At 51.6% G+C, this 12,529-nt stretch carries 11 protein-coding genes; 7 read left to right on the forward strand and 4 right to left on the reverse strand.

Annotated features, from left to right (window positions below; all coding sequences use genetic code 11):
* Positions 1-153: 153 nt before the first annotated feature.
* Positions 154-1,092 (reverse strand): CPBP family intramembrane glutamic endopeptidase, encoded by a 939-nt coding sequence (locus tag ABD949_RS21250; RefSeq protein ID WP_345246785.1) that lies wholly within the window; start codon positions 1,090-1,092, stop codon positions 154-156.
* A gap of 51 nt (positions 1,093-1,143) precedes the next feature.
* On the opposite strand from ABD949_RS21250, the gene ABD949_RS21255 reads away from it, so the two are divergent.
* On the forward strand, positions 1,144-1,902 hold the full coding sequence (locus tag ABD949_RS21255; protein ID WP_345246787.1) for an SDR family NAD(P)-dependent oxidoreductase: 759 nt from the start codon (positions 1,144-1,146) through the stop codon (positions 1,900-1,902).
* Between the two features lie 3 nt (positions 1,903-1,905).
* Here the strand turns inward: ABD949_RS21255 and ABD949_RS21260 are convergent, their stop codons facing one another.
* Positions 1,906-2,838, reverse strand: a complete 933-nt coding sequence (locus tag ABD949_RS21260) for a polysaccharide deacetylase family protein (protein WP_345246789.1) — start codon at positions 2,836-2,838, stop codon at positions 1,906-1,908.
* 59 nt (positions 2,839-2,897) lie between these two features.
* Between ABD949_RS21260 and ABD949_RS21265 the strand changes: the two genes are divergently transcribed.
* The 5 genes from ABD949_RS21265 (at position 2,898) to ABD949_RS21285 (ending at position 9,346) form a co-directional block, all read left to right on the forward strand.
* Positions 2,898-4,691 (forward strand): acyl-CoA dehydrogenase, encoded by a 1,794-nt coding sequence (locus tag ABD949_RS21265; protein WP_345246791.1) that lies wholly within the window; start codon positions 2,898-2,900, stop codon positions 4,689-4,691.
* 1 nt (position 4,692) lies between these two features.
* A complete protein-coding gene (locus ABD949_RS21270; RefSeq protein ID WP_345246793.1) occupies positions 4,693-5,586 on the forward strand; it encodes an EamA family transporter in 894 nt (297 codons plus the stop codon).
* Between the two features lie 44 nt (positions 5,587-5,630).
* A complete protein-coding gene (locus ABD949_RS21275; RefSeq protein ID WP_345246795.1) occupies positions 5,631-6,872 on the forward strand; it encodes an acyl-CoA dehydrogenase family protein in 1,242 nt (413 codons plus the stop codon).
* A 43-nt stretch (positions 6,873-6,915) separates the two neighbouring features.
* Positions 6,916-8,016, forward strand: a complete 1,101-nt coding sequence (locus tag ABD949_RS21280) for a phosphotransferase family protein (RefSeq protein WP_425576786.1) — start codon at positions 6,916-6,918, stop codon at positions 8,014-8,016.
* 589 nt (positions 8,017-8,605) lie between these two features.
* Entirely contained in the window at positions 8,606-9,346 is a 741-nt protein-coding gene (locus ABD949_RS21285) for an HAD family hydrolase (RefSeq protein ID WP_345246797.1), read from the forward strand.
* Positions 9,347-9,350: 4 nt separating this feature from the next.
* Here ABD949_RS21285 and ABD949_RS21290 read toward each other — a convergent pair whose 3' ends face one another.
* Together ABD949_RS21290 and ABD949_RS21295 are read right to left on the reverse strand one after the other, a co-directional pair.
* Positions 9,351-11,027, reverse strand: a complete 1,677-nt coding sequence (locus ABD949_RS21290; RefSeq protein ID WP_345246799.1) for a M28 family metallopeptidase — start codon at positions 11,025-11,027, stop codon at positions 9,351-9,353.
* 6 nt (positions 11,028-11,033) lie between these two features.
* A complete protein-coding gene (locus ABD949_RS21295; protein WP_345246801.1) occupies positions 11,034-11,729 on the reverse strand; it encodes a lipase family protein in 696 nt (231 codons plus the stop codon).
* Between the two features lie 156 nt (positions 11,730-11,885).
* Between ABD949_RS21295 and ABD949_RS21300 the strand changes: the two genes are divergently transcribed.
* Positions 11,886-12,464, forward strand: a complete 579-nt coding sequence (locus ABD949_RS21300) for a thioredoxin family protein (RefSeq protein WP_345246803.1) — start codon at positions 11,886-11,888, stop codon at positions 12,462-12,464.
* The last annotated feature ends 65 nt before the right edge of the window (positions 12,465-12,529 follow it).

A 12,529-nucleotide genomic window follows, 5' to 3' on the forward strand; every position in this document is an offset into this window, starting at 1 on the left:
GTTAACGTTTTGACAAGATCTATCAAAGTTGTAAGGAAAATTTCCGGAAACCTACTCGAAGGCGTTAGAATTTCTTTAGAAGCCAAATAAAATTTTATAGTAGCACGATAGCACAAAAATTTATGATTTAACGTTTAAACAAAAAGGTGCCATTTAGCTACGGAAGTATAGTTGCAGGAAGGCGGCCAGTTCCATCAACCAGGCCACGCCGAGGTGAATGAGTACCCCGCCCCAGATGCTTCGACTGTACAAGGCAAAGACGCCTAACAGATACCCACCAACCAGGGAAGAGATGGTTTCGCCCAGCGGTTTGCCGAAGTGAATACTGGCATATACTACAATCATCGACAGTACGGTACCGGGGCCTAACAACCGGCTTAGCCCAATAACCAGAAAGCCCCGAAACATTAGTTCGGTCGGTATAAAGTCCCAACCGTAGGCGAGTTCAAAAATGAGCGCCGTTACCCACTCCGGTACGCCGAAAAACTCGTTGGCATTGGTGTCTTTATAGCTCGGGTAGAAGCTTAAGAAATCGGGCTGAAACGAGGCCCAGGTTATCAGCGGCACCATTATCAGCAGCAGACCGGCGTACATTTGCAGCCCCGCCCGCTTGGGACGTATTCCATAAAAGCCGGTATGCTCGCGATCCCACAAGCGGTAGTACAGGTACAGCGGCAAAGCCACGGTAATTACAGAATGCAGGTTGCTGAGGCAGCGATAGGCAAACGTGTAAATCTCTCCATCGAACAGTTGCTCACTCCAGGACACATAGCCGTAGAAACCGGCGTAGTACGAGTAGACGGTCAGCCCAAACAGGGTATGTATCCAGAATCGTCGCTGGCGGAGCACATCCTGTTGCCGATGGAAGTACGTCCATATCAGCACACCTCCGTAATAAGCGACCGAATACAGGCAGAAATACAAGAGCGGGCGCATATAGCTGCCCCGGTAGTTGTCGATGATGCTGTTTTCGAGGTCCAGCCAGTAGTTGATGGCTATCAGTATAGCGGCATACAGGGCCGTGGTCAGGTAGAGGTCAGTCCGGAAATCAGCTTGTAGGTGGGTGCGCAGGTAGCGCCAGAGCGTACGCATAGTATTCGCAAAATAAAGCTATTTTCGGAGCGAATCTATGACAAAACGAACATGGCTGATTTTAATAAACAGGTAGCGCTTGTCACCGGAGCGGCATCGGGTATTGGCCGGGCCACGGCACTCGCCTTTGCCCGGCAGGGGGCCGAGGTGATAGTCTCCGACGTTAATGCCGAAGGTGGACAGGAAACCGTCGCTCTGATACAGGAAGCCGGTGGTAAAGCAACATTCATCCCCTGCAACGTCGCCGATCCCGATGAAGTGGAGGCCCTCATCCGGCAGACGGTGGAGACTTACGGCCGGCTCGATATTGGTATCAACAACGCTGGCATTGGCGGAACCTTCGCAAAGTTTATTGACCAAACACTGGACGATTGGAACCGGATGCTGGCCGTAAACCTGAGTGGTGTTTTTTACTGCATGCAGGCTGAAATACGGCAGATGTTGGCGCAGGGTGGGGGCAAAATTGTCAATATCTCGTCGATTGCCGGGGTGCGGGGTATGCCGAATGGGGCACCCTATAGTGCCGCCAAGCACGGCGTATTAGGTCTGACTAAAACAGCCGCGCTGGAATATGTTCGGCAGAATATTCGGGTCAACGCCGTTTGTCCGGTATATACCCATTCGGGTATGGTGCATGAGTTAATGAATATGGCACCGGGAATGGAAGAACGGATGCGCCGGGTTATTCCAATTGGGCGATTTGGGCAGCCTGAAGAAATTGCGCAGGCCATTCTGTGGCTGTGTTCCGACGAAAATGCCTTTTGTACCGGTCAGGCTATTCAGATGGACGGTGGGCTTACGGCGGGATAAGCGTCAGGGATTCCTTTGCACCAACTCATTGATGGTGGCAGGCACCTCCGGTTCACCTTTAAAGAAAGCGCCTTGCTTGCCCTGGGTCAGCGCCCAGCGGTGCAGCCAGGAAATGCCACCTTTGCCCACATAGCGGTCTGCCGACTGGTAGGCGGGGTCTTTTAGCGCTTCGTCCAGCGAGACAAACGAATAGCCTTTCCTGTGTAAGGCGGTCAGTAATTGCCCAAGGTAATCGGCGTTAATAGCGTTGGCGTGTAAGAGTAGCGTTTGTGGTATCTGCCGGCCAAACAGCGAATCAGACTGCGCTTCGTAGTAGTCTATGTAGCTGGTCATGTAGGCGATGTATTGCCGACCCACCTCAGCCGCCAGCGTTTTACCGTCCTGTAGTAAGGCATTATCGTAAGCGCGGGAAAACAAATAGTCGGAATTATCGACGGTAACGGGTGCTTCACGGTAGCCGCGCTGGGTCAGTAACTGCTCAATGGAGTCTTTCTTCGCCTGAGTTGGACCTTTGCGGAGAAACGGATGCCGGAAGTACCGAAACGATTTACCTCGTCTTTCAACCAGGTCTTTCGTCAGTTGCTCACCTTTGATAACATCTTCGGCGTATTCGGCGGATGAAATCTGGTTGATGTCCTTATGCGCGTAGGTGTGGTTTCCCAGCTCCACACCGGCATCGAGCCATTTGGTTAGGAGCGCCAACTGGCTTTTGTCAGGCTGACCATCGGAATAAAGTAACCGCCCAATCACAAAGCCGATAGCCGGCGCTTTGTGGTCTTTCAGATGCTTCAGCAGGCGGTGGGTCATCTGGACTTTCTGTTCCGATGTACGGTAATAGTTGGAAACCGTCGGCAGGTCGTCAATGGTTATGGCAATTTTCTTCTGAGCTTGCACACAACCGGAAACCAGGAGAAGGGCAATGAGGAGAAAGCGCATGTTTATGCAATGTTTATTATACGTTAAAAGTACCTAAGCGAAACGGATATATTATTACGATGGCTAACCATTTTTATTCCAAACGTGACCTCACCTTTCACCTGTACGAAGTGCTGAATGCGGAGCAGTTAACTCGCTTACCCTATTTTCAGGACCATAACCGGGAGTCTTTTGAGATGGTGCTGGACGCGGCCGGTCAAATAGCTGAGTCGATGTTGAAGCCGCTGCTGACGGAGATGGACCGGAAAGAACCGCAGTTGGTCGACGGCAAAATTCGAGTCCATTCGGGTATAAGGCCAATCATCCGGCGGTTTGGCGACGATGGGTGGATTAACGCGCCGTTCTCGTACGAAGAAGGTGGTCAGCAATTCCCGGCTACTATCATGAATGCCGCTACCTTTATTTTCGGGGCAGCTAACTACTCATCCAGCGTATTTCCGTTTCTGACTACCGGAGCTGCCAACCTACTGCGTAGCTTCGGTTCTCCGGAGCTCATTGAGACCTTCACCCCAAATATGTACGCCGGACGCTGGCAGGGAACCATGGCCCTGACGGAACCCGACGCCGGCAGTTCGCTCTCCGACATTACCACCACCGCCGAAGCAACCGACCAACCGGGTGTTTACAAAATTCGTGGGCAAAAGATTTACATATCCGCCGGTGACCATGATGCCTGTGAGAACATAGTTCATCTGATGCTGGCTAAAATCAAGAGCGGTCCTTTGGGCGCTAAGGGTATATCCCTGTTTGCCGTACCGCAGAAGCGCCCGGAGAATGGTCATCTACTCGATAACGATGTCTTAACGGCGGGCGTTTATCACAAAATGGGTTACAAGGGCGCACCCATTGCCCACCTGATGGTTGGCTCCAACGATGGCTGTATTGGGTATCTGGTCGGTGAGCCGCACAAGGGGCTCAGTTATATGTTCCAGATGATGAACGAAGCCCGCATTGGCGTAGGGATGAACGCGGTATCCATAGGCACCGCAGCGTACTACGCATCACTGGAGTACGCCCGAGAACGTCCGCAGGGCCGACCTATCGCAGAGAAAGACCCTAGTAGACCCCAGGTGCCCATTATCCGCCATGCCGATGTCAAGCGGATGCTGCTGTTCCAGAAAGCGGTTTTGGAAGGCTCCCTGGGATTATTGTTGCAGTGCAGCTACTATGCCGATTTGGTACATGCCGCCGAGGGAGACGAGAAAGAAAAGGCGGCTCTGTTGCTGGATTTGCTAACCCCCATCGCCAAATCGTACCCTTCCGAGATGGGCTGTCTGACTACCAGTGCGTCTGTGCAGATTCTGGGTGGTGCGGGATATACGACTGACTTTCCGGTGGAGCAGTTCTACCGCGAAGCCCGGATTCACCCCATCCACGAAGGAACAACCGGAATCCACGGCCTTGATTTGCTGGGCCGGAAGGTAATAATGCACAACGGCAAAGCCGTGACGCTTCTGCTGGCCGAAATCCAAACCGATATGGCTGCGGCACAAGTATCTCCAGAAGGCGAAGCGCTAAGCAACCAGCTTGGAGCGGCTCTGGTTGTGCTGGACAAGGTGACCCGGCACCTGCTCAGCCTGGCCCCATCTGATACGGAAGCTTTTTTGGCTGATGCTACCCTTTATCTCGAACTATTCGGCCATGTTGTCATTGCGTGGCAGTGGCTCCGACAGACTACAGTCGCGCGACAGGCGATAGCGAATGTTCATGACGATGACCAAAATTTTTATCAGGGAAAACTGATGGCCGCCCGTTACTTTTATGAATACGAATTAGTGAAAATCCACGCGCTCTCCCGGCGGCTAATCTCCGCCGACCGGGTAACGATTGAGATGCAAAATGAATGGTTCTAGTATGCTGTTAACTATCCTCACCCTCACATCCCTCGCCATCATCGTTCGGATTGTATCGAATCCGCTGTCAAACGTCTTCCAGAAGCAGCTGACGCAACGCTCGGCAGAGCCCCTGTTTATCACTTCGGCCACATACGGCTTTTTGAGCTTACTATGCCTGTTCTTCTGGCGAGAGATTGATTTTGCCACGCTGCCGACGTCCTTCTGGTGGAATGCCGTTATAATTAGCCTGCTGGCGGTGCTCGGAAATGTCTTTCTGGTGAAAGCCTTAAAAACGGGTGACCTGTCAATTTTGGGTCCTGTTAACGCGTACAAGTCGGTAGTCAGTATTGTCTTTGGTATGGTGCTGCTCAATGAAGTACCCAGTTGGGCCGGTATGCTGGGTGTGGCGCTGATTGTGGTAGGAAGCTACTTTGTGCTGGGTTCGGGTCGGCGGGGGCAGGGATTTAGCTGGGCGTTGCTGAAACAATCGGCGATTCAGTTGCGGCTGGCAGCCCTGGTTTGTTCGGCCATTGAAGCGGTTTTTATCAAAAAAGCCATGCTGCTATCATCGCCCGTAACTGTGTTTGTCTTCTGGTGCGTGCTGGGATTTATTATGACTCTGCTCTGGATTGTGTTGGCCCTGCGCGAAAACTGGAAAGAGCAGGTCGGGCTGCTGTTTTCGCAGAAAATCACGTATTTGGCTCTGTTTCTGTCGGTGGGGCTGATGCAGTTTTCGACGAATGTGGCCTTTGGCGGTACACAGGTGGGCTATGCCTTAGCCTTATTCCAGACGTCGGCGCTGCTGAGTGTCGTGTTTGGTTATCAATTTTTTAAGGAACGGGATATTGTGCAGAAACTCGTCGGGGCCGCTATAATGGTAACCGGGGCAGTGTTGATAGTGGTGTTTAAGTAAACTAACTTGTCGCCTGTATCTGCTTCATCGGCAGGTAACCCAACATGGACGATATCTTCTCAACCAACCAGACCCGCGACCTTATCCCGCGCATTCGGGAGTTTGTCGAAACTGAACTCATTCCGCTCGAAAACGCTGAGCACCTGACCGGTAATTTCTCCACCGTAGCCCGCATACTGGACCAGAAACGTGAGCTGGTCAAAAAAGCCGGTTTGTGGGGCCTGCAGCACAGCGTAGAGGAAGGCGGTCTGGGACTAACCCTCTGCGAATTCGGGCAGGTCAGCGAAGTGCTGGCGTATAGTCCCTTTGGGCATTATACCTTCAATTGCCAGGCACCTGACATCGGTAATATGGAGCTGATGCACAAATACGCACCAGACGACCTCAAGCGCCAGTACCTGGAGCCGCTCAGAGAAGGTCACATCCGGAGCTGTTTCTCCATGACCGAGCCGGAATTTGCCGGTTCCAACCCAACGCGGCTGGGTACCACAGCCGTTCGGGAGGGGGACGAATACGTAATCAACGGGCATAAATGGTTTACCAGCTCGGCCGATGGGGCCGCTTTTGCTGTGGTGATGGCCGTAACCAACCCCGACGCGGCTCCGCACCGCCGGGCCAGCATGATTCTGGTACCGACCGATGCGCCGGGTTTTGAACTGGTCCGTAACATCTCCATTATGGGTGACGCCAGCGACCATTGGGGCAGCCATGCCGAGGTGAAATACAACGAGGTGCGGGTGCCTGCCTCTAACCTGATTGGTGGCGAAGGTATGGGCTTTACCCTGGCGCAGGAGCGGCTGGGACCCGGCCGGATTCACCACTGCATGCGTTGGATTGGTATCAGCGAGCGGTGCTTCGACCTGATGTGCCGCCGGGCCGCTACCCGCGAGATAGAGCCGGGCGTGATGCTGGGCGAGAAGCAGTTTATCCAGGGCTTCATTGCCGAGAGCCGGGCCGAAATTGATGCCGCCCGCCTGATGGTGCTGCGCACCGCCAACCAGATTGACCAGTTCGGTGCGGCCGCCGTTCGCAATGAGATTTCGGCCATTAAATTCTTTGTGGCCAATATTATGCTCAAGGTCGTAGACCGGGCTATTCAGACCTACGGCGCGATGGGTATCACCGACGATATTCTGCTGGCCTGGTACTATCGCCACGAGCGCGGAGCCCGCATCTACGATGGTGCCGACGAAGTACACAAATCCGCCCTAGCCCGCAGCATTCTGAAGGGTTACGGACTGGATGTAAAGAAAAAAGCGGCTGATATGGCAGCTACGAGGGCTTAAACGCCTTTTTGTATGTTGTTTTTGTCATGCTGACGAAGGAAGCATGACAAAAACCGACAATTACTATTCACCCATGACCAATCTCAAATCTGATACCCCCACCACCGTCCGCTCCGGTGAAGAATTAGACAAAGATGCCTTACAAGGGTACCTGACTACTCAAGTGCCGGGCTTTGGGACTATAACGGATATAGGGCAGTTTCCCGGCGGCTACTCGAACCTGACGTATTTGTTAAAAATAGAAGGGCAGGAGTATGTGCTGCGCCGGCCACCGTTCGGAGCGAAGGAAATAAAAGGCGGGCATGATATGGGCCGGGAGTTTCGGGTGCTGTCGATGCTGAAAGCGGCTGGCTATACCAAGATACCGGAGCCGGTGGTGTTCTGCGAAGACGAGTCGGTGCTTGGCTGCCCGTTTTACGTAATGGAGCGGGTGCCGGGCATCATCCTGCGGGCGTATATGGCGCCTAAGCTAAACCTACTAGCCGAACAGATGCGGCAACTCTCGGAAGCCTTGGTTGATAACCTGGTGGATCTCCACGCGATAGCTATTCACCAAACCGGCCTGATAAACCTCGGTAAGCCGGATGGGTACATCCGGCGGCAGGTGGAGGGCTGGCACAAACGCTACCTGGCCGCCCGGACCGACGACCTGCCCACCATGGACCAACTCGCCCGCTGGCTGACAGATACCCTGCCGACCGAAAACCCACCAACGCTCATCCACAACGACTACAAATACGATAATGTCGTACTCAACCCCGACGACCTAACCGACATTCGCGCGGTGCTGGATTGGGAAATGACCACCGTAGGCGACCCACTAATGGATGTGGGTACTTCCTTATCCTACTGGGCCGAGGCCAATGATGGTCCTTTCGAGAAATCCTTTAACCTGACCTGGCTGCCCGGCAACTTAACCCGCCAGGATTTTGCCAACCGCTACGCCGAACGCAGCGGCCGTGACATTTCCAACCTCTTGTACTATTACGTATTCGGACTTTTCAAAAATGCTGTGGTTATTCAGCAGATTTATGGCCGGTACAAGAAAGGACTGACCAAAGACGAGCGGTTTGCCACGCTACTGACGGGTGTTCAGGCGCTAGCGGAGAAGGGAGTAAGGGCAGTGGATGCCGCGAAAATTTAGAGTAATTCGAATGGGTATTACATATATTGCCAAAGGGCTTTTTAAAGGCATCCTCTTAGGGAGCCTCCCGGTTCTACTGCCGCTAATGTCAGGGTATCTGATGTACAGACTTATGGGGTGGGGATTAAGAAAAGTTTATAAAGGAAGGGTACATAGAGTGCTACATTGGTTCCTGGTGGTTGCCTTTACCCCCCTTCTTCTGCTCCTACTGGTTAGCATTGTACTTTTTATTGACTCCTATTATCCTCAGCAGTCATTTAATCAAACAACCTGGCTCCACCAATATCAAGACCGCTACCAGTACAAGGATGATTTGATCAGTAATAAGAAGTTAATCGGAAAAGATAAACAAAAGGTCCTGGCAATGCTAGGTCAACCTGACTCTTATCGTGACGGGTATGAGTTGATGCGTTCTAGTGTTTGGCAGTATAAATCTGGCTGTGAACCAAAACGAATTGGGTTTTTGGATATCTGTTCGACCGCTCAATTCAACGTATATTTCCAAGGCCATTATGTGGCCAGATGCGAATACCAGCAGTCCATATTTGATTAGCAGGCGAAACGCTGTAGCCAAAATTCTATATTACACATGTCATTGGCCATAAACACCACATCAGCATTAATCAGTAATCTCAAAATCATTGCCTTCGACGCGGACGATACGCTCTGGGTCAATGAGCCGAATTATATAGACGTTGAGAAGAAGATTCACACCATTCTGGAAGCACACATTGATGCCGAAACGATTTCGAAGCACTTCTACAAGACGCAAATCACTAACCTGAAGCTGTTCGGTTACGGGGCTAAGGGGTATATACTCTCCATGATCGAAACCGCTATCGAACTAACGAACGGAGAGGTAACTGGAAAGGAGATTCAGCAGATTATTGACACCGGCAAACAACTGCTCGACTTCCCAATTGAACTGCTGGACGGCGTCCGCGACGTGCTCGACTCCCTGGCCCATCGCTACGAATTGATGATCCTGACTAAAGGCGACCTGTTCGACCAGGAGAGCAAGATTGCCCGATCGGGATTGGGTTCATACTTTCATCATATGGAGATCGTCAGCGAGAAGGATGAGCGTACCTATCAGCGCATTATCAAGCGGTATGGCTTGCAGAACGATGAGTTTATGATGGTGGGTAACTCGCTCCGCTCCGATATACTGCCGGTGGTACATATCGGAGCGAAAGCGGTGTATGTGCCTTACCAGATCACCTGGGGGCACGAAAAAGTCAACGAAGAGCAGTTAATCGGCAAATCCTTTGTGCAACTGGGCAGCCTGCGCGATTTGCTGTCGTTCATCCCGGATGAATCGACGCAATGAGCGGCTACTGGTTAGCGGACACTGTTTTCTCCCGAATAGCTTTAAACTCCGATCCCTGCTTCCATTGCGGTAATTTGTCGCCAGAGGCTAAACGCTTGCCAACTTCGAACATGAGTTTCAGGTCTTCAACGGCTCCGGCCAGGGTCCAGGTTTTAGGGTCGTATTCGTCGGAGGGGCGGTGGTAGTGTTTCTCGCGGTATTCGTCGGCGAGTTTTGCTCCATATTCCTTGCCTTTTCCCTCTACGTCGGTACCCGTTTCTGTATACAGCGCCGGAACGCCTACTTTGGCAAAGTTGAAGTGGTCGGAGCGGTAATAGTAACCGGCTTCCGGATGCGAATCAATCGCCAGATAGCGGCCAGCCTTTTTCGCCTCCTCGGCCAGAATGTCTTCGAGTTCCGACTGCCCGCTACCGACAACAATGATGTCTTTGGTCTTGTCAAAAGCATTCAGCCCGTCCATGTTGATGTTGGCCACCGTTTTATCCAGCGGATACACCGGGTTCTCGGCGTAGTAGTTTGACCCTAAAAGCCCCTGTTCTTCCGCCGTGACCGCCAGAAAAATAATGGTCCGCTCCGGTTTAGGATTTGTGTTCTTAAATGCCCGTGCCAGTTCCAGAAGACCGGCCGTTGCGCTGGCGTTATCTATGGCTCCATTATAGATTGAATCACCGGTTTCGTCGGGTTTGCCGATGCCGAGGTGGTCCCAGTGCGCGGAGTAGATAACGTACTCGTCGGGCTTGGTCGAGCCGGTGATTTTGGCAATTACGTTGTGTGATTTGTCGTAAGTCGCCTTCACTTTCATGCTCGTCGACAGGTTCACGTTCAGGGGCACCGATTTAAAACCCCGCTGTTTGGCTTTGGTCAGCAGCGATGCATCCATGCCGGCAGACGTCAGCAGCCGATTGGCGGTTGGTTCGGATACCCATCCGATGACATCGCAGTTCGGTATGTTTTTGCCCCGGTTGTCCAGTTGTAGCCGTGAGCCGTTCCAGTTGTTCTGCACCACGCTGAACGGGTAGCTGGCGGCTGCTGTGTTATGCACAATCAGGCAGCCTTTGGCACCCTGTCGGGCGGCTTCTTCAAACTTATAAGTCCAGCGGCCGTAGTAGGTCATCGTTTTACCTTTAAACAGCGTAGAGTCGCCTGAGCCATAGCCGGGATCGTTCACCAGTACCAGCACGACTTTGCCTTTTACGTCCAGACCAGCGTAGTCGTTCCAGTTGTATTCCGGCGCTACCACACCGTAACCGGCAAAGACCAGTTCCGCTTTGTCCAGCGTAATAGTTGGGTTGGTTTTGTTGGTCCAGATGACGTAGTCGTCGTATCCCTTTAGCTGAAAACTGCCTTTGGGCCCTTGCACCTGCATGGTTGGCGCGGCCTCGGTGGCAATGTTCACCATCGGTACATCCTGAAAATAGCTGTCGCCGTTGCCCGGTTCAGCACCAGCGGCTGCAAACTGCGCCTTCAGGTAGTTAATAGTTTTGGTTTCACCTTCGGTAAATGGCTTGCGACCCTGATATTCATCGGATGACAGCACAGCGATGTGTTTACCTAAGCTGTCGGAGCTTAAAATTCCGGCGCTATCAGGCTGAGTGTTGCCGGCTGTTTCGGTATTCTGGCTGCAGGAGGCAGCTAAGCAGGTTATGGCTACAAGGGCAATACCAGAAAATACTTTGTGCATATGCAATTAGTGGTTGGAAGTGTGTAAAGCGGTTTGTTTTTGCTCCAGTAGCGACCGGATCGGTACTGCCACAGTTTCGGGGTGGAATACCAGGCAAAAATGGTCCCCCGGTACGTCCACATAGGGTTCATCGGGCGCAGCCACAATATTATCCCGGCAATTGTGTATTCGCAGATCCGGGGTGACGGTCAACGGAGGCACCGGTGCAAATAATACTAAAAGCTGCTGATAAATATAGGTACGGTCCATTTTACGCATTCCCTCCAGCAAGGCAGTATATAACGCACGAGTTTCGTCAAACGGATACGTTTTCTTAACCCAGTTTACAAACAGGGCGCTTTGGCCCATACCCAGCTTTGCCATCCATTTCAGGAGTCTGATATTTTTGACGGGAAAGGTCACTTTAAGCTGATTAGTATACGACCCGATTTGTACAACCGTAGCGCCGTTTAAACTTTTAATCTGTATAGCAATCCAGCCGCCCATTGAGTGGCCGATGACTACGTCCTGGTCCGTAATGCAATATTTGCCGCTCAGGTAGCGGGCCAGCGACAAGGCATTAATGGGTTCCTGGGGTTTCCACTCAGCAAATTCGTCCTTCAATGATAGGCGGAGTGTTTCGCCCGGCGGCAGGTGTGGTACTAATGGATCGAAAATAGTAGGGTCCTCAACGTAGCCGTGTATTAGAATATAGCGTCTCATTAGAAAAGCAAAAGGCTATAATGATGGTAGTAAATATAACCGGAAAGCTACTGGTATCAACAATCTAAGTAAAGTTGCTATTCCAATAAAGTAGGGTAATAGTATAGACTAAAGGTTGTATATTTCGTTAATAAAAAATAACCGATGGATCTTATTATGAATCGTATCTTCCTCTTTGCCCTTGCCCTGCTGTTCACCGTATCGGCTTCGTATAGCCAGAGCAATTCTGCACCAGGTGCCAAAAAGATCAAATGGCTGACGATTGAGGAAGCCTACGCGCTGAATAAAAAGAACCCGAAGAAGTTTGTTATTGATGTATACACCAACTGGTGCGGCTGGTGCAAGGTCATGGATAAAAATACCTTTACCGCCCCGGCCATTATCGATTTTGTCAACGAAAACTTCTACCCGGTTAAACTGAACGCCGAACAACGGGAAGATATTACGTTAGGGGAGCATACGTTTAAATACATGGCTTCGGGCAGCAGCGGTGTTCATGAACTGGCCGCTGGGTTGCTGCAAAACAAGCTGAGCTACCCCAGCACCGTATTTATGGATGAGCAGTTCCAGCTTATTCAGCCGGTGGCGGGCTATATGGAACCTCGGATTTTTCATCAGGTAATTACCTACTTCGCTGGTAACTACCATAATAAAGAGCCCTTCGACCAGTTTAAAACCGGTACATACGTGACCGACTTCAAACCAGCTATGCCGGGTGTGGTTAAGCCGGATTAATGGTTGAAAAATGGGTAAAATCTATTACTTTTGTAGATTAATTGCCTTTTACCCAAATTTCATCA

It is taken from the genome of Nibrella saemangeumensis (genome assembly GCF_039541915.1).
GTDB classification, from domain to species: Bacteria; Bacteroidota; Bacteroidia; order Cytophagales; family Spirosomataceae; genus Nibrella; species Nibrella saemangeumensis.